The organism is Streptomyces sp. NPDC059852, from assembly GCF_042731455.1.
GTDB lineage: Bacteria > Actinomycetota > Actinomycetes > Streptomycetales > Streptomycetaceae > Streptomyces.
In genome coordinates, this window is record NZ_JBHWJK010000020.1 from 110,943 (window position 1) to 135,708 (window position 24,766).

The 24,766-nt window shown below is 75.1% G+C and carries 25 protein-coding genes; 11 read left to right on the forward strand and 14 right to left on the reverse strand.

Annotated features, from left to right (window positions below):
• Window positions 1-9 precede the first annotated feature (9 nt).
• Together ACFV46_RS24380 and ACFV46_RS24385 are read left to right on the forward strand one after the other, a co-directional pair.
• The gene (locus tag ACFV46_RS24380) at window positions 10-486 is read left to right on the forward strand and encodes a DUF6098 family protein (RefSeq protein WP_385499655.1); all 477 of its coding nucleotides are present in this window, start codon (window positions 10-12) and stop codon (window positions 484-486) included.
• A 60-nt stretch (window positions 487-546) separates the two neighbouring features.
• A complete protein-coding gene (locus tag ACFV46_RS24385; protein WP_385499657.1) occupies window positions 547-738 on the forward strand; it encodes a hypothetical protein in 192 nt (63 codons plus the stop codon).
• A 25-nt stretch (window positions 739-763) separates the two neighbouring features.
• Here the strand turns inward: ACFV46_RS24385 and ACFV46_RS24390 are convergent, their stop codons facing one another.
• The 11 genes from ACFV46_RS24390 to ACFV46_RS24440 form a co-directional block, all read right to left on the reverse strand.
• The gene (locus tag ACFV46_RS24390; RefSeq protein WP_385499658.1) at window positions 764-1,981 is read right to left on the reverse strand and encodes an ANTAR domain-containing protein; all 1,218 of its coding nucleotides are present in this window, start codon (window positions 1,979-1,981) and stop codon (window positions 764-766) included.
• 166 nt (window positions 1,982-2,147) lie between these two features.
• On the reverse strand, window positions 2,148-3,134 hold the full coding sequence (locus ACFV46_RS24395) for a glycosyltransferase family 9 protein (protein ID WP_385499659.1): 987 nt from the start codon (window positions 3,132-3,134) through the stop codon (window positions 2,148-2,150).
• Window positions 3,131-4,546, reverse strand: coding sequence for a D-glycero-beta-D-manno-heptose 1-phosphate adenylyltransferase (gene rfaE2 / locus ACFV46_RS24400; protein WP_385499660.1), 1,416 nt, complete (start codon window positions 4,544-4,546; stop codon window positions 3,131-3,133). The genes ACFV46_RS24395 and rfaE2 overlap by 4 nt, the downstream gene beginning before the upstream one ends.
• A complete protein-coding gene (locus tag ACFV46_RS24405) occupies window positions 4,543-5,178 on the reverse strand; it encodes an SIS domain-containing protein (RefSeq protein WP_361933887.1) in 636 nt (211 codons plus the stop codon). Before ACFV46_RS24405 ends, rfaE2 begins: the two co-directional genes overlap by 4 nt.
• Window positions 5,175-6,410, reverse strand: a complete 1,236-nt coding sequence (locus tag ACFV46_RS24410; RefSeq protein ID WP_376728142.1) for a glycosyltransferase — start codon at window positions 6,408-6,410, stop codon at window positions 5,175-5,177. Before ACFV46_RS24410 ends, ACFV46_RS24405 begins: the two co-directional genes overlap by 4 nt.
• On the reverse strand, window positions 6,407-7,369 hold the full coding sequence (locus ACFV46_RS24415) for a glycosyltransferase (RefSeq protein ID WP_376728141.1): 963 nt from the start codon (window positions 7,367-7,369) through the stop codon (window positions 6,407-6,409). Before ACFV46_RS24415 ends, ACFV46_RS24410 begins: the two co-directional genes overlap by 4 nt.
• Entirely contained in the window at window positions 7,366-8,373 is a 1,008-nt protein-coding gene (locus tag ACFV46_RS24420) for a glycosyltransferase family 9 protein (protein WP_385499662.1), read from the reverse strand. Before ACFV46_RS24420 ends, ACFV46_RS24415 begins: the two co-directional genes overlap by 4 nt.
• The gene (locus tag ACFV46_RS24425; protein WP_385499664.1) at window positions 8,370-8,909 is read right to left on the reverse strand and encodes a D-glycero-alpha-D-manno-heptose-1,7-bisphosphate 7-phosphatase; all 540 of its coding nucleotides are present in this window, start codon (window positions 8,907-8,909) and stop codon (window positions 8,370-8,372) included. Before ACFV46_RS24425 ends, ACFV46_RS24420 begins: the two co-directional genes overlap by 4 nt.
• Window positions 8,906-9,901, reverse strand: a complete 996-nt coding sequence (locus ACFV46_RS24430) for a glycosyltransferase family 2 protein (protein WP_385499665.1) — start codon at window positions 9,899-9,901, stop codon at window positions 8,906-8,908. The genes ACFV46_RS24425 and ACFV46_RS24430 overlap by 4 nt, the downstream gene beginning before the upstream one ends.
• Window positions 9,898-11,532: a carbamoyltransferase gene (locus tag ACFV46_RS24435; protein ID WP_385499666.1), complete on the reverse strand. Its 1,635-nt coding sequence runs from the start codon at window positions 11,530-11,532 to the stop codon at window positions 9,898-9,900. Before ACFV46_RS24435 ends, ACFV46_RS24430 begins: the two co-directional genes overlap by 4 nt.
• Window positions 11,533-11,572: 40 nt before the next feature.
• On the reverse strand, window positions 11,573-12,559 hold the full coding sequence (locus ACFV46_RS24440) for an NAD-dependent epimerase/dehydratase family protein (RefSeq protein ID WP_376728136.1): 987 nt from the start codon (window positions 12,557-12,559) through the stop codon (window positions 11,573-11,575).
• A gap of 488 nt (window positions 12,560-13,047) precedes the next feature.
• Between ACFV46_RS24440 and ACFV46_RS24445 the strand changes: the two genes are divergently transcribed.
• Window positions 13,048-14,400 carry an MFS transporter gene (locus ACFV46_RS24445; protein WP_376728135.1) on the forward strand — a complete coding sequence of 451 codons (1,353 nt, stop codon included), beginning with the start codon at window positions 13,048-13,050 and terminating at the stop codon, window positions 14,398-14,400.
• Window positions 14,401-14,442: 42 nt separating this feature from the next.
• On the opposite strand, the gene ACFV46_RS24450 is transcribed toward ACFV46_RS24445, so the two are convergent.
• The 3 genes from ACFV46_RS24450 to ACFV46_RS24460 form a co-directional block, all read right to left on the reverse strand.
• Complete coding sequence (locus tag ACFV46_RS24450; RefSeq protein ID WP_376728134.1) at window positions 14,443-14,946, reverse strand: hypothetical protein; 504 nt, start codon at window positions 14,944-14,946, stop codon at window positions 14,443-14,445.
• On the reverse strand, window positions 14,943-17,417 hold the full coding sequence (locus ACFV46_RS24455; protein WP_385499668.1) for a molybdopterin oxidoreductase family protein: 2,475 nt from the start codon (window positions 17,415-17,417) through the stop codon (window positions 14,943-14,945). Before ACFV46_RS24455 ends, ACFV46_RS24450 begins: the two co-directional genes overlap by 4 nt.
• Before the next feature lie 113 nt (window positions 17,418-17,530).
• Window positions 17,531-18,004 (reverse strand): SRPBCC family protein, encoded by a 474-nt coding sequence (locus ACFV46_RS24460; RefSeq protein WP_361933861.1) that lies wholly within the window; start codon window positions 18,002-18,004, stop codon window positions 17,531-17,533.
• 157 nt (window positions 18,005-18,161) lie between these two features.
• On the opposite strand from ACFV46_RS24460, the gene ACFV46_RS24465 reads away from it, so the two are divergent.
• The 8 genes from ACFV46_RS24465 (at window position 18,162) to ACFV46_RS24500 (ending at window position 24,765) form a co-directional block, all read left to right on the forward strand.
• Entirely contained in the window at window positions 18,162-19,694 is a 1,533-nt protein-coding gene (locus ACFV46_RS24465) for an FAD-dependent oxidoreductase (protein WP_361933859.1), read from the forward strand.
• 96 nt (window positions 19,695-19,790) lie between these two features.
• Window positions 19,791-19,967 carry a hypothetical protein gene (locus tag ACFV46_RS24470; protein ID WP_361933856.1) on the forward strand — a complete coding sequence of 59 codons (177 nt, stop codon included), beginning with the start codon at window positions 19,791-19,793 and terminating at the stop codon, window positions 19,965-19,967.
• Between the two features lie 49 nt (window positions 19,968-20,016).
• Window positions 20,017-20,619 (forward strand): flavodoxin family protein, encoded by a 603-nt coding sequence (locus ACFV46_RS24475; RefSeq protein ID WP_376728130.1) that lies wholly within the window; start codon window positions 20,017-20,019, stop codon window positions 20,617-20,619.
• Between the two features lie 11 nt (window positions 20,620-20,630).
• Entirely contained in the window at window positions 20,631-21,308 is a 678-nt protein-coding gene (locus ACFV46_RS24480; protein WP_361933851.1) for a HemK2/MTQ2 family protein methyltransferase, read from the forward strand.
• Window positions 21,295-21,519 (forward strand): CDGSH iron-sulfur domain-containing protein, encoded by a 225-nt coding sequence (locus ACFV46_RS24485; RefSeq protein WP_361933848.1) that lies wholly within the window; start codon window positions 21,295-21,297, stop codon window positions 21,517-21,519. The genes ACFV46_RS24480 and ACFV46_RS24485 overlap by 14 nt, the downstream gene beginning before the upstream one ends.
• Window positions 21,516-22,550: an iron-containing redox enzyme family protein gene (locus ACFV46_RS24490; protein ID WP_385499670.1), complete on the forward strand. Its 1,035-nt coding sequence runs from the start codon at window positions 21,516-21,518 to the stop codon at window positions 22,548-22,550. The genes ACFV46_RS24485 and ACFV46_RS24490 overlap by 4 nt, the downstream gene beginning before the upstream one ends.
• Before the next feature lie 45 nt (window positions 22,551-22,595).
• Window positions 22,596-24,068 carry an aminotransferase class I/II-fold pyridoxal phosphate-dependent enzyme gene (locus tag ACFV46_RS24495; RefSeq protein ID WP_361933843.1) on the forward strand — a complete coding sequence of 491 codons (1,473 nt, stop codon included), beginning with the start codon at window positions 22,596-22,598 and terminating at the stop codon, window positions 24,066-24,068.
• Window positions 24,069-24,174: 106 nt separating this feature from the next.
• Entirely contained in the window at window positions 24,175-24,765 is a 591-nt protein-coding gene (locus ACFV46_RS24500; RefSeq protein WP_361933840.1) for an isochorismatase family cysteine hydrolase, read from the forward strand.
• The last annotated feature ends 1 nt before the right edge of the window (window position 24,766 follow it).

Consider the following 24,766-nt stretch of genomic DNA (forward strand, 5'->3'; position numbering starts at 1 on the left):
CTGGTGTCCATGGCACGAGCGACACCCGGCACGGACACCTCGGGAATGACGACCTTCGGGACGCTGGACGAGCTGGCCGAGCTGGTCGCCACCCGCCGGGGGCTGTACGTGCGGTGGTCCCTGGGGCCCGCCACGGACATGGCGGCGATGTCGAGCAGGGACGACCTCACCGGTCTGGCGCTGCCCGGCCTGTCCGCGAACCCGCTGGACGTGGAGGAGTGGTGGGAGGGCCGGCCGGTCCAGGTCTGGGTCGCCCGGCGCCTGTACGACTACTCGCACCTGCCCCGCCTCAAGGACAGCCGGACCCGGCCGTGGGTCCTGACGGCCCGGGAGGCGGCCCGCGGCCCCGACAACGAGCCGCTGGTCACGGACGTACGGCCGCTGGGCTGGATCGGCGACCGTGTCATCAGCGAGGCCGACCGTGTCGTCCGGCGGCACCGGGACTCCTGGGGCCCGCTGGACCGGGGCGGAACGGGCGGCGGCTGAGCGGCTCGGCCGGAGCGGATGGGGGTACCCGGCCCGTCCCATCGAGCGAGGAGGACCGTCATGAGTGAATCGACCCCGTCGCAGGCCGAAGGCGACCGCGACCAGGACGGCACGCAGGACACGGCCGAGGAGGTGGCCCGCACGACCCCGTCGCAGGCCGAGGGCGACCGCTCCGACGAGGACGACGACCCGTCGGACGATCCCTCCCCGGAGCGCCGGGCGGAGTGGGAGAGCGGCTGGTCGGAGCCCTGAGCCCCGCCTCCCGCCCCTGCCGCCGTCAGCGGTTCCGGGCGCCCCGTCCCGGCCGGCTCCGGTGGAGGTGTTCCAGGGCGTCGAGGACGACGGTGCGGCGGTACCACGAGCGCCAGGCCGCGACGTCCGCCGCCAGGCGCGCGAGTTCCGCACGCCGGGTGGCGGCCGGCCAGATGCCCGGTCCGTTCCTGTGCAGGGTCAGCGTGCCGGTGCAGTACCCCTCGGGAGTGATCATCGGCTCGCTGTACACGGCCCGGCAGCCGGCGGCCAGCAGGGCCTGGCCGGCCGGGTGGGCCGCGAGGGCCTCGTCGGCGGCGACGTCGGGCACGGCCACGGGCTGGAGCCGTTCCTGCGCCACGGCGCACACCACCGGCGCCCCGGTGACGAGGGCGACCTCGTCCCAGTAGTCGGCGTCGAGCCCACGATGCCCTTCGAGGAACAGCGCGTGGTCCTGGGCCGGGTCCGTGAGGTGGACCTCGCCGGCGTCGGCCTCGGACACGGCGATCGCCGTGTCCAGGGCGGCGGCGAGGAGCTGCCGCCGGTCGGTGACGTCTCCGCCGTACGATCGCAGGAACGCGCTGTCGGGGGGCGGGGCGTGGGTGCCGCGTCCCGCGAACCAGTGGGCCTCCGTCTGCGGCGGGGGTGCCGTGACGACGGCCGAGGCGAGGACCCGCAGCGGCACGTTGCACTGCTGGGAGCCCTCCCGCAGCAGCGCGAACGCGGCGTCGGGGCCGGGCAGGCCGTAGCGGGCGATGAGCATGCCCTGCGCGATGCCGATGAGCCCGCTGGTGCGGGCCTTGGCGCGGAGCCCGAAGATCTCGCGGCGCAGGTGGTCCGCTTCGGCGGGCGGGTTCCCGTGCCGGGGTGGCCGTGCGGGCGCGCCGGGGGCGGGTGCGGGGGGCAGGGACGTGAGCGCCTCGATGAGCGTGCCGTGGAGGCGGAGACCGGGGAGGTCGTCCTGCTCCAGCTCCTTGCGGAGCTCCGGTGTCGCCACCACGAGGACGGGGGCGCCCGCGAGGTGTGCGGTCTCGTTCCGGAGGGTCTGGCGGGCCGCCTCGTCGACCGTGGGGACGGCCATCATGTCGAGGATCAGCCGGTGCCCTTGACGGACGGCACGGTCCAGATGCCGTGTCAGTTGTCGGGCCAGCTGGACGCGGCAGTCGGCATCCAGCGCGCCGGCCAGGCACACCACCGTGACACGGTCGGTGGCCGGCACCATCGTGAGGGGGGAACGACTCGTCATCGTGCCTCGCTCTTCCGCTCCTGTCGGCCGCGTGCGTCGGACGGGCGGGGCGCCGGTGTGGCCGCCGCCCGACCGCATCTCCACCCTCGCTCGGCTGTGCCGTGAGGGCAAGGAGAGAACTGTGGCGAGAGGAACGCGCCGGGGCCTGCCGGGCCGGAAGGGCCGGTCAGGGGCGGGTCCGGGTGCCGGCCGCCGGTTCCGCCGGGCGGGTCGGGGGCGGGGCGGGCAGCAGGGAGCGGGCCGCGACGACGACCTCGTCGGCGGTTATGCGCAGCAGGCAGGGGTCGGGGGTGTCACCGTGCGGGTCCCCGGGCGGTCCCGGCGCGTACAGCGCGATGTGCCGGCGCAGGGGCGGCGGCCCCCACAGGTGGGGCGGGACCGGTCCGAACAGGGTCACGGACGGAGTGCCGTGGGCCACCGCGAGGTGGGCGAGGCCGGTGTCGCCGCTGATCAGGAGTGCCGCGTGGGCGACGAGGGCCGAGAGCCGGGCGAAGGGCAGCCCGCCGGGCAGCAGGTCCCACGGGGGCAGCCCGGCGCGTTCGGCGATCTCCCTGACGAGGGCGTCCTCGCGGGGTCCGCCGGTGAGCACGACGCGATGGCCCGCGGCGCGCAGATCCCGTACGACGGCGGCGTACCGTCCGGCCGGCCAGCGGCGGGCGGCGGACTCCGCGCCGGGGTGGACGACGACGGCGCCGGGCGCCGGCGACGGGACTCCGGGCGGCGGGAGCCGCACGTCCTGCGGGTCGGCGGCGATGCCGTGGGCGGCGAGGAAGCGGCACCAGCGCTCCCGCTCGTGCTCGTCGGCCCGCCAGACGGGCGTCCCGTCCGCGAAGGCGAGGAGGGTGCGCGGGCGCAGGGCGGCCAGGGCGTCGCGGCTCGCGGGTCCGTTGCCGTGCAGGTCCACGGCCAGGTCGGGCGGGGGCCCGGTCCAGTGGGTCAGGTCGGGGACACCGCGGCCGGGGGCCTCGGCGGGCAGGATGTCGTCGACGGCCCCGGTGGCGAGGGCGGCCTCCTGGAGGGCGGGGGGCAGCGCGAGGACGACGTGGTCCCCGGGGAAGGCGCGCCGCAGCCCCCGCAGCGCCGGGACACCGGCCAGGAGGTCGCCCAGGCCCAGCGCCCGCAGGACGAGCACACGACGCCGGTGGCCGGTCATCGCCCGGCCCGGCCCGGCGTGAGGGCCGCCCGCTCGGCGATGCCGGTGGTGGAGCGGCCGTCCAGGTAGGGGAAGAGGACGACCTGGCCGCCCCAGCTCTCCACGAGGGCCGCTTCCGGCAGGCGGGTCATGGCGTAGTCGCCGCCCTTGGCCCAGATGTGCGGGCGCAGCTCGGCGAGGAGGCGTTCCGGGGTGTCCTCGTCGAAGACGGCGACGGCGTCGACGCACTCCAGGGCCTGCAGGACGCGGATCCGGTCGGCCTCCGGGACGAGGGGCCGGCCCGAGCCCTTGCGGCGGCGCACCGAGGCGTCGGAGTTGACGCAGACGACGAGGCAGTCGCCGGTGCGCCGGGCGGCCTGCAGCAGGGCCACATGGCCGGCGTGGAGCAGGTCGAAGCAGCCGCCCGCCGCGACGACGGTGCCACCGGCGGCCCGCACCCGGGCGGCCGTGCGCAGCGCGTCGCCGGTGGGCTCCCGGCCGGCGGGCCGGGGTCCGGCGGGGGCCGTGCCGACGGCGTCCGAGCGCACCCCGCCCTCGGCGACGTAGCGGGTGGCGGCGTGCACGGCCTGCCGTACGGCCGTCTCGACGAGGTCGCCGTCGGCGAGGCATCCGGCGGCGGTGGCCGCGAACCGGTCGCCGGCCCCGCAGGCGTCGCCGTCGGCGGTGACGGGCGAGGGCACCAGCAGGGGGGTGCCGCCGTGCGAGAGCAGGGCGCCTCGTCCGCCGAGCGTGACGGCCACGGACGCGGCGCGCCAGGCGTGGACGAGCCGGTCGGCGTCCTGGGCGGCACCGTGCAGGTCGTGGTCCGGTTCCTGCCCGGTGTCCGCGGGGGCGGCCCGGTGGGCGAGGGCGTGTGCCTCGGCGGCCGACGGGGTGGCGAGGCGGACGCCCGGGACGGGTGGGCCGCCGCGCGGGTGGGGGTCCCAGGTGAGCGGGACCCCGCCCGCCGCGGCGGCGAGGTCGTCGCGCAGGACGCCGGCGGTGTCGCGGCCGTAGTCGGCGACGAGGACGGCGCCCGCCTCGGCGATCGCCCGCCGGGCCGCCTCGGTGGCCTCCCGCGCGCGCCCGTCGCCGTCGTCGAGGCGCAGCAGGGGCCGCCCGTCCACGAGGACGCGGGTCTTGCTGGACAGCGCGCCGGTGAGCGGGAGTTCGACCAGGTCCACCCTGCCGTCGAGGAGGTCGCGCAGGGTGTCGCTGGCGGGGTCGTCGCCGAGTGCGGTGACCAGGGTGACCGGCCGGCCGTCGGCGGCGGCGAGACAGGCGGCGAGCGCGGCGCCGCCCGGCCGGGAGGTGCGGCGGGGCCCGCTGACGACGGGGACGGGCGCGTCGGGCGCGAGACGGTCGACGCGGCCGTGGACGTCGTGGTCGAGGAGGGCGTCGCCGACGACCAGGAGCGGGGCGGGAGCCGTCATGCGCCCTCCTCGGTGAGCAGGGCCCAGCGCTGCTCGGCCTGGCGCCGCCGGGCCGCCGTCCGGCGCTCCACCGCCTCGTCGAACGTCTCGCAGAGCATGTGGACGGCGACGAGGTGCAGTTCCTGGACGGTGGCGGAGGTCGCCGCGTCGATGCACAGGGCGTCGTCGGCGGTGCCCGCGAGCGGGTTGGGTGCCGGGCCGGTGAGCGCCCAGACGGGCATGCCGATCCGGTGCGCCTGGTCGGCGGCGACGAGCAGGTTGGCGCTGGCGCCGCTGGTGGACAGCAGCATCAGGACGTCTCCGGCCCGGCCGTGGGCGGCGACCTGCCGGGCGAAGATCTCCTGGACGCCGTAGTCGTTGGCGATGGCGGTCGTCGCGGAGGTGTCGGCGTGCAGGGCGACCGCGGAGAACGGGGGGCGGTCGTCGCGGTAGCGGCCGACGAGTTCGGCGCTGAGGTGCTGGGCCTGTGCGGCGCTGCCGCCGTTCCCGGCGACGAGGAGCCGGGCCCCGCCGTCGAGGGTGGTGGCCAGCGAGGTTCCCCAGCGCCTCAGCAGCGGGCCCGCGTAGCCGCGGAACCCGGTGAGCGCCCGCATCAGGTCGTCGCAGTGGGTGACGTCGGAGGCGAGTTTCATCGCAGGGCTCCCGAGAGCGAGGGGACGGAGGAGACCGCGCTGTAGGCGCGGGTGACGCCGTCGGCGACGCGGTCCCAGGTGTACCGGGACAGGACGCGGCGGCGGCCCTGGGCGCCGTACCGGGCGAGCCGGTCGGGGTCGGCCAGCAGGCGGCGGACGGCGGCGCTGATGTCGTAGTCGTCGTCGGCGGGGACGAGTTCGCCGGTCATGCCGTCCACGACGGTGTCGAGCTGTCCGCCGACGGCGGTGGCGAGGACGGGCGCGCGGCAGGCCATGGCCTCGACGGGGACGATGCCGAACGGCTCGTAGCGGGGCAGGGACAGCACCAGGTCGGCGCTGGACAGCAGGGCGGGCATGGCGTCGCGGCCGATCGCGCCGAGCAGGGTGACCCGGTCGGCCACGCCGTGCTCCTCGGCGATCGCGCGCAGCCGTTCGGCCTCGGGTTCGGCGAGCAGCAGGGCCTGTTCGGGGCCTCCGGCGATGAGGAGTTCGGCGCCGGGGATGTCCGCGAGGGCGCGGATCGCGCGGTCGAAGCCCTTGCGGGGCACGAGCCGTCCCACGGCGAGCAGTCGGCGGGGCGCGGAGGCCGGGCGGCGGGCGTCGGCGCGCGGGGTGAACCGCTCGGGGTCCACGCCGCACGGGACGACGGAGATCTTCCGCCGGGACAGTCCCATGGCCTCCAGTTCGCACACCTCGTCCTCGCAGGTCGCGATGATGCGGGCGCACTCGCGGCCGATGACGGTCTCGATGGCGACGCGGTCGCGCGGGCTGGTGTCGGCGGCGCCCTGGTGGCGCCGCTTGACGGTGCCGAGGGCGTGGTAGGTCTGCACGACGGGCACGCCGAGCCCGTAGGCGCCGGACAGGGCCGCCCAGCCGGACATCCAGAAGTGGGCGTGCACCACGTCGGGCGGGGCCGCCGCCCACTCGCGGGCCAGGAAGGCGCCGAACTCCGGTATGTAGGGCGGGAGTTCGTCCTTGGGGACGGGGGCCGCGGGTCCGGCGGGGACGTGGACGACCTGGTATCCGTCGGGTGTGGTGACGCGGTCCGGCGGCCGGGGGTCGTCCCGCCGCGTGTACACGGTGACGTCGTGCCCGCGCCGGACGAGGTGCGCGGCGAGCTGCGCCACGTACACGTTCTGCCCGCCCGCGTCGGGGCCGCCGAGCGCGGCCAGCGGGCTGGCGTGCTCGGAGACCATGGCGACACGGCCGGCCGAGGGGTGCCTCGTAGTCATCGGGTGACCTCCTTGATCAGGCGCTCCCAGTCGTCCAGGAACCGTCGTTCCGAGTAGCGGGCCCGTACCGCGGCCCGGGCCGCCTCCCCCGTCGCGCGGGCGTCGGCGGGGTCCGCGAGGAACCGGCGCAGCGCGTCGTGCAGGACGTCGAGCCGGTTGGAGACCACGCCGGCGCCCTCGGGCACGGCCTCGCGGACCTCGGTGGTGTCCAGGGCGACGACGGGCATGCCGAGGAACATCGCCTCCAGCAGGGACAGTCCGAGCGAGGTCCAGCGCACGGGGTGCAGATAGGCGCGGCACCGTGCCATCGCCGGGTGCAGCTCGCTCTGCGGCAGGTCGCGGCTGCGCAGCAGGGCGGGCGGCAGGCCGAGGTGGCCGGCGAGCCCTTCGGTGCGCATGCCGAACACGTCCAGCGGGGCGGCGCGCGCGAAGCCGGGCAGCAGGTCGGTGCCGGTGGTCCGGCCGCGCCGGACGGGCTCGTTGACGACGACCGCGGCGCGCGGCTCTTCGCCCGTCCACAGCGGTCCGGGGTCGATGATGCCGTGCTCGACGACGGTGGTGGGGGCGCGGCCGTTGTCCCACATCAGCCGGTTGAAGTGGGTGACGTGCACGAGGGTGATGTCGGTCCGGTCGGCCAGCGGGTGCCGGGTGCCGACGGGGGTCTCGTGCGGGCTGTTGTGCTCGACGTACACGGCGGGGACGTCGGCGCCGGGACGCCGGCCCGTCCAGCGTGCGGCGAGGTCGAGCTCGTGCGGCCGTTGCAGCACCATGAGGTCGATGTCGGCGTCGCGCAGCTCCTCCGGGGTCACCTCCCGTACCCGTTCCGGCCACTGCCAGGTCCTGGCGCGGCCGAGGCCGTCGGGTCCGCGGTCGGGGGTGACGGGCACCAGGCAGGTGGCGGGGCCCTGGACGAAGGTGGTCAGCCAGGAGCCGTGCACATGCCACACGAGTACGTTCATGTCGTCTCCGCGAGGAGTTTGTGCACCGCGGCCACCACGTCGTCGGCCGTGACCTCGTCGAGGCACGGGTGGCCGGGTACGGGACAGGTCAGGGCCCGGGTGCCGGCGCACGGCGCCCGCTGGTCGCCGAGGAGCACGCAGGGCACCCCGTACGGCGCCCAGCGGTCGGCCGGGACGACCGGCGCGAACAGCGACACCACGGGGGTGCCGACGGCCGCGGCCAGATGGGCGGGCCCGGTGTTGCCGCACACGACGGCGTCGGCGGTGCGCAGGACGCCGGAGAGGGTGCGCGGGTCGGTCCGGCCGCCGAGGTCGACGGCCGTGCCACCGCTGACGGCACGGGTCAGGCCGGTCTCACAGGGACCGCCGGTGACGACGACCCGGTGGCCGGCGTCGGCGAGCGCGGCGACGGCCTCGGCGCAGTGGTGAGGGCTCCAGGTGCGGGCGGGGGCGCTGGCGCCGGGGTGCACCACCACGTACGGGCCGTTGCCGGTCAGGGCGATGGTGTCGGGCGGCGGCAGCACGCGAAGCCGTCCGTCGTCCCCGGCGGGCAGGGTGAGGCCCAGGGCGGCGGCGGTGTCCAGGGCGGCCTCGGCCTCGTGCCGGCCGGGGCGCCGCCGGTGCCGTACGTCGAGCAGCCGGCCGGGGTGGTCGACGCTGTCGGCGCCGATGCGCGGGACGCCGGCGAGGCGCAGCAGCAGGGCGGTGGGCAGCGGGCTCTGGTGGAAGGAGGTGAGGACGAGTGCCGTGTCGAAGGCGGCGTCCCGCAGGCGGCGCAGCAGTCCGTCGACGTCGGCGTCCGCGACGGACGGGGGGTCGAAGCCCTCCCAGGGGGCGTCCCACACGAGGACGTCGTCGACGTGGGGCAGCAGGCGGGCGGCGCTTTCGCCGCGGGGGCCGCAGAGCAGGGTGACGTGGGAGGCGCCCGCCGCCACGGCCCGGATCGCGGGTCCGGCCAGCAGCACGTCGCCGAAGCTGTCGAGGCGTACGACCAGGGCCCTCATCGTCGCTCCTCCCCCGGTGCGAGGAGCCGGCGGACCGCGGTGAGCAGGTCGGGCGCGGTGGCGGGGGCCGACGCGATCTCGGCGGGCAGGGTGACGGCGGTGGGCACGAGCACCGCCTGTGCGCCGGCGGCGCGGGCCGCGTCGACGTCGGCGCCGATGTCGCCGATCACCACGCAGCGCGCGGGGGGCACGCCCAGGCGCCGTGCCGCCTCGACGACGAGTCCCGGGCGGGGCTTGCGGCAGGGGCAGCCCGCCTCCGGGGCGTGCGGACAGTAGACCCAGGTGTCCAGGCCGCCGAGCAGGGCGTCCACCCGGTCGTTGACCCGGTGGACGTCGGCCCGGGTGAGCAGCCCGCGGCCGACGCCGGACTGGTTGCTGACCACGCCGGTGGGGATGCCGCGGGCGCGCAGCAGGTCCAGGGCCGGGCGGGCGGCGGGCAGGGGGCGGACCCGCCCGGGGTCGCCGTTGTAGGGGACGTCCTCGATGAGGGTGCCGTCCCGGTCGAAGAGGACGGCGACGACGCCGGCCGCGGTCATGGGGCGCTCCTCAGGGACAGGGCCCCGCGGTGCCGGACGACGCCGTCGAGCCAGTGCCGGATCGCGAGCGGGGGGATGACGACGCTGGTGACCGCCATGGTGGTGATCTCGCGCGGGGTGCGGGGGCCGGGCAGGATGCGGGCCAGGGCGAACTCACCGGTGCCGAGCGCCCACAGCGCGGCGGCCGTGGCGGCGGCGCGGCGGCGGCCGGCGAGGGCGAGCACGGGGGCGGTGAGCGCCATCGACGTCACGAAGGCGTGGCGGGGCAGGCGACCCCGGGGGGCCCGGGCACGCCGCCACCAGCCGGGGCCGTGCAGCCGGGTCATCAGGGCGTCGTCGGCGTTGCCGCGCTGAGCCCGCACGGAGGCCCAGCCGTCGGCCGGGCGGACGGGGTGCCGGGTGACGCGCTGTCCCCGGTGCAGGGACCAGCCGGCCTCCTCGACGCGCAGGGCGAGGTCGGCGTCCTCGCGGAAGGCCCGGCCGAACCGCTCGTCGAAGCCCTGGACGTCCATCAGCGCGGCCGTGCGGTACGCCATGTCCGCGGTGGCCCAGGCGGCCCCCTCCAGACCGGCCGTGCCGCGCTCCCAGTCGGTGGGCCTGCGGTCCTCCGGCAGGGGGACCCGCAGCCGGCCCTGGACGCCGCCCGTGCAGGGCCCGGCGACCGCGAGGTCGTCGGCGAGGCGGCGGGACCAGTCGGGCAGCACCTGGACGTCGTCGTCGAGGAAGACCGTCCAGGGGGTCAGGACGGTGCGCCAGCCGGCGTTGCGGGCGGCGGCGGGGCCGCGCCCGCCGGTGCGCAGGGTGCGCAGCCGTCCGCGCAGCGCTCCGGCCGCCGCCAGCGGCAGGGGGCCGCCGGCGTCCGGGCGGTCGTCGACCACGACGACCTCCTCGGGCGGATGCCCGTCGGCGGCGGCCAGCGCCCGCAGGCAGTCGGCGAGGCAGGGCCGGCCGATCGTCGGGATGACGACGCTGTAGGCGGGTGCGGGCGTCATGCGAACACCTTTCCGCGCCGGACCGCGAACGGGCCGAGGGCGAGCAGGTCCACCGGGGCGGAACCGAAGCACTCCAGGGCGTCGCGCGGGTCGTCGACCATGGGCCGCCCGGCGGTGTTCAGGCTGGTGTTGACGACGACGGGCAGCCCGGTGCGGCGCTCGAACCCGTCGATCACGCGGGCCATGAGGGGTTCGTCGGCGCGGTCGACGGTCTGGATGCGGGCGGTGCCGTCCACATGGACGACGGCCGGGATGCGGCCGCGCCACTCCTCGGCGACGTCGTGCACGAACAGCATGTACGGGCTGGGCAGCGGCCCGTCGAAGAGTTCGGCGGCGCGTTCGGCGAGGACCATGGGGGCGACCGGGCGGAACTCCTCGCGGCCCTTCACGGCGTTGAGGCGTTCCAGGTTCTCGGCGCGGCCGGGGTGGGCGAGCAGCGAGCGGTGCCCGAGGGCGCGGGGGCCGTACTCGCTGCGGCCCTGGAACCAGGCGACGATGCCGTCGGCGGCGAGTTCGGCGGCCACGGTCTCGGCGATGTCGTCGGGCTCCTCGTAGGGCACGGCGGCGCGCTCCAGCCAGGCGCGCAGTTCGCCGTCGCTCCAGCCCCGGCCGAGCGCGGCCGTGGGCATGGCCTCGACGGCCTCCTTCTGGTGGGCGACGTGCAGGGCGGCGCCGAGCGCGGTGCCGGCGTCCCCGGCGGCGGGCTGGACCCAGACGTGCCGGAAGGGGGTCTCGCGGTACAGCCGGGTGTTGGCGACGCAGTTCAGCGCCACGCCGCCGGCGAGGGTCAGCACGTCCTCGCCCGTACGGTCGTGCAGCCACCGGGCGAGGCCCAGCAGGACCTCCTCCAGGCAGGCCTGGGCGCTGGCGGCGAGATCGGCGTGGTCCTGGGTCCAGGCGGCGCCGGCGGGGCGCGGCGGGACGAGGGCCGCCCAGGGGACGGGCCGGGCACGGAATCCGCCGTCGGCTTCGACGTGCACGTACGGCCGCAGGCGGTCGAGGAAGCGGGGGGTGCCGTAGGAGGCGAGGGCCATCACCTTGAACTCGTCGCTGCTGCGCAGGAACCCGAGGTGCTCGGTGAGGTCCTCGTAGAACAGGCCCATCGAGTCGGGCAGCGCCTGCGAGCCGAACACGGTGAGTTCACGGTTCGCGTAGCGGCCGGCCAGGTGGGAGCCGCACTCGCCGCGTCCGTCGAGGACGAGGACGGCGCTGTCGGGCCAGGGGCCGGCCTGGCCGGCGGAGGCCGCGTGGGCGACGTGGTGGGCGACGAAGCGGACCTTGCCGGGGTCCAGGCCGGGCAGGGCCTCGGCGAGGAAGCCGGGGGCGCGGCGGGCGTACTCCTGGCGCAGCTGGTCCCAGGGGTCGTGCAGGCCCAGCTGGTCGGCGGGGCGGGCCAGCTCGGGGTCGTAGGAGTAGGCGACCGCGTCGAGGTCGGCGGGGGTCAGCCCGGCCTCCTCCAGGCACCACCGGGCGGACAGCTCGGGGAGTTCCCAGGCGGAGAAGGGGACGGGGCGCTTGCCGTGCTTGCGCCGGCTGAAGCGTTCCTCCTCGGCCGCCGCCACGATCCTGCCGTCCACGACCAGGGCGGCGGCGGGGTCGTGGAAGAGGGCGTTGATTCCCAGAACGCGCATGCGTGCCTCCGTACGGCTGACGGGAAGGGCAGGGGTGCGCCTACGCGGCCGGTTCGGGCGCGGGCTGCGCCGCCGCGAAGTAGGCGATGGTCTGCTTGATGCCCTCCTCCCAGGGCACGCGGGGCGTCCAGCCGAGCAGCTCGCGGGCCAGACCGGTGTCGGGGCGGCGCCGCTGCGGGTCGTCGGTCGGACGGTCGACGTACACGATGCGGGACGACGATCCGGTGAGCTCGACGATGCGCCGGGCGATCTCGCCGACGGTGACCTCGTCGCTCCCGCCGATGTTGACGGGCCGCACGGAGTGGCTGGCCGCGACCAGCAGCACCCCGTCGACGGTGTCGTCGACGTAGCACAGGGACCGGGTCTGCCGGCCGTCGCCCGCGACGGTGAGCGGTTCGCCGGCCAGGGCCTGGCTGACGAAGGTGGGGACGGCCCGGCCGTCGTGCGCGCGCATGCGCGGCCCGTAGGTGTTGAACATCCGCACGATGCCGGCGTCGGCGTCCCGGGTCCGCACATGGGCGGTGACCAGGGCTTCGGCGAACCGCTTGGACTCGTCGTAGACGCTGCGCGGGCCGACCGGGTTCACGTTGCCCCAGTAGTCCTCGCGCTGCGGGTGCGTGAGCGGGTCGCCGTACACCTCGGACGTGGAGGCGAGCAGGAGGCGCGCCCCGTCACGCTCGGCGACGGCCAGCATGTTCCGGGTGCCGAGGCTGCCGACGTCCAGGGTCTCCAGCGGCAGCCGCAGGTAGTCGACCGGTGACGCCGGGCACGCGAAGTGCAGGACGAGGTCGTAGGGGCCGGGCAGCAGCGCGGGCGCGTCGGGTGCGCTGACGTCGCAGTCGACGAACCGGAAACCGGGGCGTCCGTCCAGGTGGGCGACGTTCCGGCGGGTCCCGGAGCACAGGTTGTCGGCGCAGTCGACTTCGACCCCCGAATCCAGCAGGCGGTCGCAGAGGTGGCTGCCGAGGAAGCCGGCGCCACCGGTCACCAGGGCGCGGTGCCAGGCGCGCGTCGAGACAGCAGGCATAGGGGTTCCCTTCGTCCACACGCGGGGGTGAGGGGACGAAACCGCCTCCGCACACGCGCGTGTGGCTCAAGAAAGGGTTCGGCGGGGTCGGCGGGCTGTCGGAGAGCCTTCGCCGGTCTCTCGAAGGAGAGTGATCGGTCGTCGCGGGCCGTATGCGGACGGCACCGCCGTGGAGTGGGTCGCCTCGTTCCGGACGCCGCACGGGTCCTGGGTTCCCGAGACAGTAGCTTTCACACGTTGATTCGTACTTCTTCCGTTCTGCCCCGTCAGAGGTGCTGTGAGCAACCCCACTGGCCCTGCGAAGTTTGGTCCGGCCGTGCCCAGTTGCGGAGGTCCGCACGGGCCGGGAAGAGCCGGCGTCGTCGACCCCGGCACCCCGTCTGCCACGATGGTCCGCGCCGTGACGACTCGGTGGAACCCTCCGCGCAGCGCAGCCCGGTGACTCTCCGGTTCCCCGGTCCCCATCCTCTTGGTCTCCGGGTACACCTGTGTCCTTCACCCCTGCTCCGGCCGCCTCCGCGCCGGACACCTCCGCCGCCCCGTCCCGCTCCCCGTGGCGGTCCCTGCGCCACCGCGGCATGCGCTGGTGGTCCGTGGCGAACTTCGCGTCGAACGCCGGCACCTGGATGCAGCTCACGGTGCAGAACCTGCTCGTCCTGCAGATCACGGGTTCCGCCGCCGCCACCGGTCTGTCGATGTCGGTGCAGGCCGCTCCGGCCCTCTTCATGAGCCTGCTGGGCGGCACCGCCGTGGACCGCTGGCCGCTGAAGCTGACCGCCGCCGTCAGCCAGGCCCTGCTGGGCGCGATCGCCTTCACCACGGCGACGCTGGTGGCGCTCGACCTGCTCGACATGACGTCCCTGATGGTGCTGGCCGCCGTCACCGGCGTCGTCGCCACCGTCGACGGCCCGGCCTGCGCGCTGCTCGGCAACGACCTCGTGCCGGTCGAGGACGTGCCGTCCGCCATCGGCGTGGGCGCCCTGGTGCACAACGCGGGCAGGCTGGCGGGCACGGCCCTGGCCGGGGTGACCGTCGGCTTCCTCGGCACGGCGGCCGCGTACGCCGCCAACGGGCTGTCCTTCCTGTTCGTGACGGCGGTGATCCCGTTCCTGCGCCCGGCGCCCGGCGCGGTCCGGCACTCCGCCCGTGCCGGCGCGGCACGCACGCGCGAGCCATCCGGCGCCGGCCCGGACCTGAGCGTGCGGGAGGGGCTGCGCTTCTTCGCGCGCCGCCCCCGTCTCGTGGCGCTCGCCGCGGTCACGGGCGTCAGCGCGATCTTCGGCCGGAACTACGGCCTCACCCTCGCGGTGCTCGTCACCGGGCCGCTCGCGGGCGGTGCGGGCTCCTTCGGCACCGTCTCCACGGTGCTGGCGGTCGGCGGCATCGTGGGCGCCGTCCTCGGCGCGCGGCTGCGCCGGCCGTCCGTGCGGGTCGTGGGCACGCTGGCGGCGGCGGGCGGCCTGCTGCAGGTCGCGGCCGGGCTGTCCCCGTCCCTGGCGGTGCTGCTCGTCCTGGTACTGCCGATGGCGGTCGTGGAATCGGTGTCCGACACGGCGGGGACGGCGGTGCTCCAGACGGATCCGCCCCCGCACCTGCGCGGGCGCGTGCTGGGCGTGTGGAGCAGCATCGGCACGGCCTGGGGCCTCGGCGGCCCTCCGGCCCTCGGGCTCCTGATGGAGACGGCCGGCGCCCGGGGCGCCCTCGTGGCCGGCGGCCTGATCATCACGGCCACGATCGGCACGGGCCTCCTGCTCCGCACCCGTCGCACCCCGACACCGGTGCCGGTCCCGGCCAAGGACCTGGACACGGCCGCGCACCCGGCGCTGGAGGCGGCGGCCTGACGGTGGGCGCCCAACCCGGACGCGGAACGCCGCGTGCCGGGGTCAGGCGTCGGGGGACGGCGCGCCCGCCCTGGACAGGAGCTGGGGCGACAGGGTCTTGATCATCGTGTTGGTCCAGCGCATCTGCCGCAGCGTCTGCGGATGGCAGGCCGTGGCGAGGTCCAGCAGCGACGTGTCCTTCTCAGCCTGTGCCGCCTGGGCGAGCATCTCCCAGTCCAGGGAGTTGCCGGCCGCGGCCAGGTGGAGTTCGCGCAGGTCGTTCAGCAGGTCCAGGCCGGGCCGGGCGTCGTCCAGGGCACGGGCCGCGCGTTCACCGCGTTCCTCCGTCCCGGGCGGCTCCTCGCCGGACCGGGGCAGGCGCAGCCCGTACGGCTCGGCGGCCCGGGCGAGGCGCTCGGCGTGCTCGTGGGACCAGCGTGCGAGATCGACCGCCACATGGTGCACCTCGTGCTCGGCGGCGTCACGCGCGGCCGTCTCAAGCAGCTTGCGCTCCATCGTGCGTTCGCCTTCGTACAGGGCCCGCAGGACGACCGGGACGGCGCTCATGACCGCTCACCTCCCGGCTCTCCGGTGCGGTGCAGGGCCATGGCCGCCGGGCCGCCCGTCGTCGGCGGGGCGGCGCCCGGGTCGACCGGCGCGGAGGCCGTCGTCGTCGGGGCGGGCGACACGGCCCCGTGGGCGCGTTCGACCAGGGTGAGGCGGGCGGCCGCCGTCTTGAAGAGGGGCTGCTTGGACACCGGGTCCCAGTCCGTGACGGTGGTCTCGTTCGCGGCCCGGCCGCCGTCCTCGCCGGGCCCGGCACCGCCCGGGGTGTCCCAGTAGCCGTAGTGGAACGGCAGGAACACCATGCCGTCGCGGATCGCGGTGACACGCAGCCGGCCGCGCACCGAGCCGCGGGGGCTGGTGACCTCGACCAGATCGCCCTCGGCGACCTGGTGCCGCCGCGCCTCGGCGGCGGAGATCTCCACCCAGACGTCGGGGGCGGCGGCCCGGAGCTGGGGGCTGCGGCCGGTCTTGGTGCGGGTGTGGAAGTGGTACAGGGTGCGGCCCGTGGTCAGCTGCAAGGGGTACTCGTCATTCGTCGCTTCGTGGAGGGGCAGGTACTCGGCCGCCTTGAGGACGGCCCTGCCGTGCGGGTTGAGCGCCCGGTACTCGGTCTCGGACACCGAGGCGCCGGTGACCAGGTCCCTGCCGTAGGTCTCGCAGTCGTCGGGGGCGGCCCAGCTCACGCCGTCGGTGTAGAGGCGTTCCGTGCCCTCGGGCGCCTCGTCCGTGCAGGGCCACTGAATGCCTCCCGTCGCCCGCAGCAGGTCGTAGGTCAAGCCGGTGTAGTCGCAGGGCCGGCCCCGGCTGCACTCCTTCCACGCCTCGAACGCCGACTCGGGGTCGTGCCAGCCGACGAGCGGGCGGCCGTCCTTGTCGCGGAAGTCCATCCAGCGGGCGTACTCCAGCCAGATGTCCAGGTCGGGGCGGGCGTCACCGGGCGGCTCGACGGCGCGTCCGGAGAGGTGGACGGTGCGGTCGGCGTTGGTGAACGTGCCGGTCTTCTCGGCCCAGGTCGCGGCGGGAAGGACGACGTCCGCGAACCGGGCGGTCTCGGTGAGGTACAGGTCCTGGACGACCGTGAAGAGCCCTTCGCGGCGCAGGATGCCGCGGACGCGTTGCAGTTCGGGAAGGGAGACGGCCGGGTTGGTGCCGGAGATCCACAGCATCCGGATGGAGCCCTGCTCGGCGTACCGGAAGATCTGCATCGCCGGAGTGGGCGCGGTGTGGCTCGGGATGTCGGTGGGCTCCACGTTCCAGACCCGGGCGAGGTCGGCCACATGGGCGTCGTTCTCCCAGTTCCGGAAGCCGGGCAGGTCGCCGTCGGCGCCGCACTCGCGGGTGTTCTGCGCACTGGGCTGGCCGTTCATCTGGAGCACCCCGCAGCCGGGGCGGCCGAGCATGCCACGGATCAGCTGCAGGTTGTTGACCTGGACGGCGGCGGCGGTGGCCTGATGGGACTGGTAGACGCCCTGGAGCACGGTGGACAGCAGCCGCCGGGCGTCCCCGAGCACCTCGGCGGCCTCGGTGACGGCCGCGGCCGGGACGTCGCAGATGCCGGCCGCCCACCGCGGGGTGCACCCGGCGACGCGTTCGGCGAGCTCGTCGAAGCCGACGGTGTGCGCGTCGATGAAGGCGCGGTCGATCCGGTCCATGCGGATGATCTCGTACAGCAGCGCGTTCAGCAGGGCCACGTTGGTGCCCGCGCGGGGGGCGAGGTGGACGGTGGCGTGCCGGGCGACCCGGGTGGGGCGCGGGTCGACGCAGACCAGGCGGGGCGGTTCGTCGCCGGCCAGCCGGTCGAGCACCCGCATCCACAGCACCGGCTGCGTCTCGGCCATGTTGTGCCCGAACAGCGCGAGGACGTCGGCGTGGTCGACGTCCGTGTAGGAGGCGGGCTGGCCGTCACAGCCGAAGGTCTCCTTCAGCGCCTCGGCGGCCGTCGCCGTGCACAGCCGGGTGTTGCCGTCGATGTGGTTCGTACCGATCCCGGCCCGCGCGATCACGGCGAGCGTGTAGTACTCCTCCAGGAAGAGCTGCCCGCTGGTGTAGAAGCCGATCGAGCCGGGTCCGTACGTCTCCAGCAGGTCCTTGCTCCGGTCGACGATCCTGCCCAGCGCGGTGTCCCAGTCGCAGGGCTCCAGCCGCCCGTCCCGGCGGACGAGGGGGGTGGTCAGCCGGTCCTCGGACCGGTTGGCCTGCCAGCCGAAGAGGTCCTTCGGCCCCAGTCTGCCGTGGTTCACCCGGTCCCGGGCGCTGCCGCGCACCCCGACGATCCGCCCGCCGGCGACGGCGACGTCCATCGCGTCCCCGTTGGAGTGCAGGACGGATGCCGTCGGCACCCACGCCTCCACGTCGCCGGCCGTGACGCCGGGCTCCAGATACGAGTCCACCCGGACCGGCCACGGTGTGCCGGGGCCGTACGGGGTGCGGTCGCCCCACGGCTCGGCGATCCGGTCCACCTCGGCGCGCATGACCTGTCACCACGCTTCCCACGATCGGGGTCGGTGTCCGCCGCCCTCTGCGGACGGGGCCGGCCGGCCCGCCGTTCGTGCGGGCCGGCCGGGAGTGCTCCTGCGCACGTCCGTCAGAGGACGGTGCCCGGGTCCTCCGGCCGGATGCGGCCGCGCCAGCCGCCGGTGCTGCCGCCCTTCTCGACGTACTCCTTGAACCGGTGCAGGTCGCCCTTGACCCGCCGGTCGATCATGCCGAGCGCGTCGGCGCCCTTCTCGGCCATGCCGGTCGGCTCGACGTCCATCGTGAGCTCCACGCGCGTGTGCGTGTCGTCCAGCTGCTCGAACCGGACCGAGCCGCGCTGCTGGGTGTCGCCTCCCACGGACCGCCAGGTGATCCGGTCGTCGGCGAGCTGGTCGACGATCTCCGTGTCGAACTCGCGCTTGACCCCGCCGATGCTCGTCACCCAGTGGTTGTGCCGCTCGTCGAGCTGGCGGACCTCCTCGACGCCCTCCATGAAGCGCGGGAAGTCCTCGAACTGGGTCCACTGGTCGTAGGCCCGGCGCAGCGGCACCTCCACGTCGACCGTCTCCTTGACCGTGCTCATCGATCCTCCTGTGCGCTCGTCTCGCGGTCCGGTCGGCGCGTCGCGGACCGGACCGCCGTGCGTGTTCGCGGGGCGGGTACCCGGGTTGCGGAAAGTGAAAGATCGTGCGGCCGGACGATTCGGGGTGTGGTGCCGTCCAGCCGGGAACCCGGCGCCCATGAACGCTGAGAGAGAGCCGCACGAGTCGTACTGGCTGCAGACCGCGCCGCCCGGCGATCCCGCTCCCCCGCCGGACGGTGACCTCGAGGTGGACGTCGCCGTGGTCGGTGGCGGGATCGCGGGCCTCAGCACGGCCTGGGAGCTGGCCCGGCAGGGCCGTGAGGTGGCCGTCCTGGAGGCGGGGCGGCTCGCCGCCTCGGTCACCGGCCACACGACGGCCAAGCTCACCGCGCTGCACACGCTGGTGTACGACCGGCTGCGCCGCACGCGCGGCCCGGAGGCGGCCCGGCTGTACGCGCGCTCGCAGTCCGAGGCGATCCGGCGCGTCGAGGAGTGCGCGCGGGAGCTGGGCGTGGACTGCGAGTGGGAGGAGGCCGCGGCCCATACGTACGCCGAGGACCCGCGGCATGTCGGGGAGCTGCGGGCCGAGGCGGACGCGGCCCGCGAGGCGGGGCTGGACGCGGAGTTCGTCACGGAGACGGACCTGCCCTTCCCGGTGGCCGGAGCGGTCCGGGTGAACGGGCAGGCCCAGTTCCATCCGCGCAAGTACCTGCTGGCGCTCGCGGAGGACCTGCGACGGCACGGCGGCGCGGTGTACGAGAACACGCGGGTGACCGGCCTGACCGAGGGCGAGCCCTGTGTGCTGACCACGGAGGCGGGCGTGCGGGTGCGCGCCTCGAAGGTCGTCGTCGCCACCCACTACCCCGTGTTCGACCGCGCCCTGCTCTTCTCCCGGCTGTCGTCGCGCAGGGAGCTGGTCGTGGCCGGCCCGATCGCCGAGGATCGGGCGCCGCGCCACATGTACATCACGCCGGAGCGGTCCACGCGCTCGGTGCGCACGGCGCCCCTCGGTGGGGGACGCCGGCTGCTGATCGTCACGGGCGAGCACTTCACCCCGGGCACCGCCGACGCGGAGGAACGCTTCGAGCGGCTGGCCGCCTGGACCGAGCGGCATTTCCCGGACGTGACGCTCACACACCGGTGGGCCACCCAGGACAACGACGCGACAGACACCGTGCCGCTCGTCGGACCGTTCCACGCCGGCAGCCGGCACACCTACGTGGCGACCGGCTTCGGCGGCTGGGGCATGAGCGGCGGCGTCATGGCCGGGCGGCTGCTCGCGGACCTCATCGGCGGACGCGAGGTCGCGTGGAGCGAGCTGTACGACCCGCGCCGGCTGGCCCCGGTCGTACGCGAGGGGGGCCGGTTCCTCACCCATCAGGCGAAGGTCGCGCGGCACTTCGTCGGCGACCGGATCGCCCCGCTGGCCGGGTCCGGCCCGTCACCGGACGACATCGCACCCGGTGACGGGGCGGTGGTGCGGGTGGGCGCGGGGCTGTGTGCCGTCCACCGGGACGAGGAGGGGCAGGTGCACGCGCTGTCGGCCCGCTGCACCCATCTGGGCTGCATCGTGTCGTTCAACCGGGCCGAACAGGCGTGGGAGTGTCCTTGCCACGGCTCCCGCTTCGCCCCGGACGGCGCGGTCGTCCAGGGACCGGCGGTGCGGCCCCTGCCCCGGCGCGATCTCTGACCGGCGTTTCCCGGCCACAGGTCGGGGGCACCCGGTCGGCACCTCAGAGGGAGCCGCGACCGGGCTCCTCCCGGACATGGAAGAAGTTGAAGCGCCGTGACCGCGCGGACAGCGAAGAAGGAAGTCCTGCACGTCCCCCGGACCGGCTGGCTGGAGTCCCGGCACCCGGAGGCCAGGGCGATACGCACCTGTGTCGCCGCCGTGGAGGACAGAAGCACACCGTCCTCGGCCCGCACGGGGGCCGAGGGAAACATCGTCCGGGGCGAGGACTGACCCCTCCCCGGCCGGTGGCCGAGCCCCGTCTTCGATCCCCGGAGCGAATGTGAAAGCACTTGTCGTGAACTGCACCCTGAAGGGGTCCCCCGAGCCCTCCAACACCGAGGCGCTGGCCTCGGTGGTCGCGAGCCGGCTCGCCGAACGGGGCGTGGAGGTGTCCTTCGTACGGGCCGTCGATCTGAAGATCGCCCCCGGTGTCGTGACCGACGCGGGCGACGGCGACGAGTGGCCCCGCGTGCACGAGCGGATCCTGGACTCCGAGATCCTGGTGATGGCCTCGCCGACCTGGCTGGGCCGTCCGTCGTCGGTGGCGCAGCGGGTCCTGGAACGCATGGACGCGATGCTGTCCGAGACCGACGACCAGGGACGTCCCGTCGCCTACAACCGGGTGGCCGGCGTCGTGGTCACCGGCAACGAGGACGGCGCGCACCACGTCATCAGCGAGATCTCCGGGGCGCTCGCCGACATCGGCTTCACCATCCCGGGTCAGGCCTGGACGTACTGGCATCTGGGTCCAGGGCCCGGCCCCGACTATCTGGACGAGCAGAAGGGTCGCGACTGGGCGCACAGCACCGGTCGCGCCATGGCCGACAACCTGCACGGTGTGGCCCGGGCCCTGTCCGAGCGGCCGCTGCAGGCCGCGGGCTGAGGAGCGCGTCCATGACCACTGAAGCTCTCGCACCCCACCCTCCCCTGCGCTGCTGGGTCCTGCCGGGCGTGTACCGGCCCCAGTTCGACACCCGGCTGCTGACCCGTGCCCTGCACCGCGAAGGGGTCATGGCCGGTACCGAGGTGCTGGACCTCGGCACGGGCAGCGGCATGCTGGCCGTCGAGGCGGCCCGGCTCGGCGGACGCGTCACCGCCGTGGACATCTCCCGGCGGGCGCTGGCCGCCGCATGGTGGAACGCCCGGCAGAACGGGCAGACCCTTCGGCTGCGCCGCGGCGACCTGATGACGGCGGTTCCGGGCCGGCGGTTCGACCTCGTCGTCTCCAACCCGCCGTACGTGCCCGCCCCGGGCGACCGGACTCCCCGGGGCGCGGCCCGCGCCTGGGACGCCGGAGCCGACGGCCGGCTGCTGATCGACCGGATCTGCGACCACGCGCCCGCGCTGCTGCGCCCCTCGGGACGGCTGCTGATGGTGCACTCGCATCTGTGCGGCGTCGACGCCACGCTGGAACGGCTGACCGCGGCGGGACTGCGGGCCCAGGTCGTCGAACGGGCCCAGCTGCCCTACGGCCGGGTGCTGCGCTCCCGGGTGGACTGGCTGCGCGAGCGCGGGCTGGCGGACGAGGACCTGACGGAGGAACTGGTGGTGATCCGCGGTGAACGCGTCTGAGCGGCCCCGCCGCATCCGGGTCCAGCGGGACGGCCCGCTGCTGGTCGAGGGCCCCGTCGAGGTGGTCGGCGAGGACGGCGAGGTGACCGTCTGCGAGCGGTTCAGCGTGGCCGTCTGCACCTGCCGGCGCAGCAAGATCTTCCCCTGGTGCGACACCAGCCACCGCAAGCGCGCGAAACGGACGACGAAGGACGAGGACGGGAACGCATGACCACGACGACTGCCCGGCGCCTCTCGCGGCGGACGGTGCCCGCGCTGCCGGAGCCGCGCGGGCCGCTGTCCGCCGCCGTCCTGGGCCTGCTGCGCGGCGAGCGGGACGTCGAGGTGCCGTCTCCGGCCGGCGCGGAGCCGTACGGCGACGACCTCCAGCTCGCCCTGTACTGCCTGTACGAACTGCACTACCAGGGCTTCGAGGGCGTGCCGGACACCCGGGAGTGGGACAGCCGGCTGCTCGGCGTGCGCGGCGCGCTGGAGGACCGCTTCCTGGGCGCCCTCCGCGCGGACGTGCCGGTGGGCGACGGCGACAGCGCGTGGGCGGCACTGGACGAGCTGCAGGTCGAGCCGGTGGACGGCACGGGCAGCGTCTCGCACTTCCTGCGGGACGAGGGCACCCTCGGCGAACTGCGCGAGTACGCGGCGCTGCGCTCGCTCTACCACCTGAAGGAGGCCGACCCGCACGCCTGGGTCATCCCCCGCCTGTACGGCCGGGCCAAGGCGGCGATGGTCGCCATCGAGTTCGACGAGTTCGGCGGGGGCCGCGCGGACGAGATCCACGCCCAGCTCTTCGCCGACCTGATGACGGACCTGGAGCTGGAGACGGCGTACGGCCACTATCTCGACGCGGCTCCGGCCGAGATGCTGGCCACGGTCAACCTGATGTCCCTGTTCGGTCTGCACCGGGCGCTGCGGGCCGCCCTGGTGGGGCACTTCGCCTCGGTGGAGGTCACCTCGTCCCCGGGGTCGCGACGGCTCGCCGAGGCGCTGGAGCGGGTCGGGGCCGGCCCGGCCGCCGTACGGTTCTACGCCGAGCACGTCGAGGCGGACGCGGTGCACGAGCAGGTCGTGCGGCACGACGTCGTCGGCGGGCTGCTGGAGGAGGAGCCCGCTCTCGAGGCCGACGTGGTGTTCGGCATCCGCGCCACCGGCCATCTGGAGGACCGCCTGGCGGCCCGGCTGCTCGCGGTGTGGCAGGACGGCGGCTCGGCGCTGCGGTCCCCCGGGCGGGCCGGTACGGCCGCCTGACGTACCGCGCCGCATCGGGGACGGGACTCGGGGAACCCGGCGCCCATGGCTATGAATCACGCTGAAGCACCGGTCCTCGAGGCGCTCGCCGCCTATCGGAACGCCGACGAGCTGGCCTTCACGCCCCCGGGTCACAAGCAGGCCCGGGGCGCGGACCCCCGGGCCCGAGCCGTGCTCGGCGACGCCGTGTTCTTCGGCGACGTGCTCGCCAACGGCGGTCTCGACGACCGGCTCGCCCGCAACCAGATCCTCGTCCGCGCCGAGCAGCTGATGGCCGACGCGGTCCACGCGGACCACACGTTCTTCTCGACCTGCGGCAGCTCCCTGTCGGTGAAGGCCGCCATGCTGACGGTGGCCTGCCCCGGCCACAAGCTCCTCGTCGGACGCGACGCCCACAAGTCGGTGGTCGCCGGGCTGATCCTGTCCGGTGTGGAGCCGGTGTGGGTGGAACCCCGCTGGGACGCCGAGCTGAGCATCGCGCACCCGCCGTCGACGGAGGCGTACGAGAAGGCGTTCGAGGAACACCCCGACGCGGACGGCGCCCTGGTCACCAGCCCGACCCCGTACGGGGCGGCCGCCGACCTCAGCGGGATCGCGGAGGTCTGCCACCGCCGCGGCAAGCCGCTCGTCGTGGACGAGGCCTGGGGCGCGCACCTGCCCTTCCACACCGACCTGCCCGCCTGGGCGATGGACGCGGGCGCCGACATCTGCGTGACCAGCATCCACAAGATGGGCAGCGGCCTGGAGCAGGGCTCGGTCTTCCACCTCCAGGGCGACCTCATCGACCCGGCGGAGCTGGCCTCCCGCGCCGACCTCCTGGACACGACCAGCCCCAACGTGCTGATCTACGCCGGGATCGACGCGTGGCGGCGGCAGATGGTGCAGCACGGCCACGACCTGATCGGCGGCGCGCTGAAGCTGGCCGCGCGCACCCGGGAGGCCGTCGAGGCGATCGACGGCATGCACGTCCACGACGAGGCCGACTTCTGCGGCCCCGGACTGGCCTTCGGCTTCGACCCGCTGCCGGTGGTGATCGACATCAGCGCGCTCGGGACGACCGGCTACCGTGCGGCGGACTGGCTGCGCGAGCACCACCACATCGACGGGCACCTGTTCGACCACCGGAGGATCAGCGCGCAGCTCACCCACGCCGACGACGAGGAGACCACCGAGCGTCTGCTGACGGCGCTGCGCGACCTGGCCGGCCACGCCTCGGAACTCCAGGACGTACCGCAGGTCGCGGTGCCCTCCCCCGCCGAGCTGCGGATGGAGCAGGCCGACCTGCCCCGGGACGCCTACTTCGCCCGGCACGAGAAGGTCGCCCCGCGGGACGCCGTCGGCAGGGTCGCCGCCGAGATGATCACTCCGTATCCGCCCGGCATCCCCGCGGTGCTGCCCGGGGAGCGGCTGACCGAGCCGGTGCTGGAGTACCTGCTGACCGGGGTCGAGGCGGGCATGTTCCTGCCGGACGCGGCCGACCAGCGGCTCGGCACGGTCCGGGTCGTCGCCGAGGACTGACCACCGGCCCCGCGCGCCTCACCCGCACGTCCTCGTTACACCGGCACGACCACCGGGTACTCGTCTGCGCGTTTCGCCCATGACGACCGTTTCCCCAGGGAGAGACGTGACTGACGACGACACCGGGAGCACCCCCCGCACCGACCCGACCGACACGAGGAAGGTCGCCCTCCTGGTGGTCGACATGATCAACACCTATGACCACGAGGACGCCGAGCTGCTCGTGCCGTCCGTCGAGCCGGTCGTGCCGGTCCTCGCGGAACTGATCGGGCGGGCCCGCGCGGCGGACGTGCCGGTGATCTACGCGAACGACAACTTCGGGCGCTGGCGCTCCCACCACGGCGAGCTCGTGGAGAACGCGCTGTCCAAGCCGCGCGCCGACCTGGTCGAGCCGATCCGCCCGGACGACGAGTCGCTGTTCGTGGTGAAGGCCCGGCACTCGGCCTTCTACGAGACGCCCCTGTCGTATCTGCTGTGGCGGCTGGGCGTGGGGCACGTGGTGGTGACCGGTCAGGTCACCGAGCAGTGCGTGCTGTACTCCGCGCTGGACGCGCACATCCGGCACCTGGACGTCACGGTGCCGAGCGACGCCGTCGCCTCGATCCACCCGCATCTGGCGTCCGCCGCGCTGGAGATGATGGAACTCAACATGGGGGCGCGGATCGTCGAGGCGGCGGACGTCGACTTCGACGGGTGAG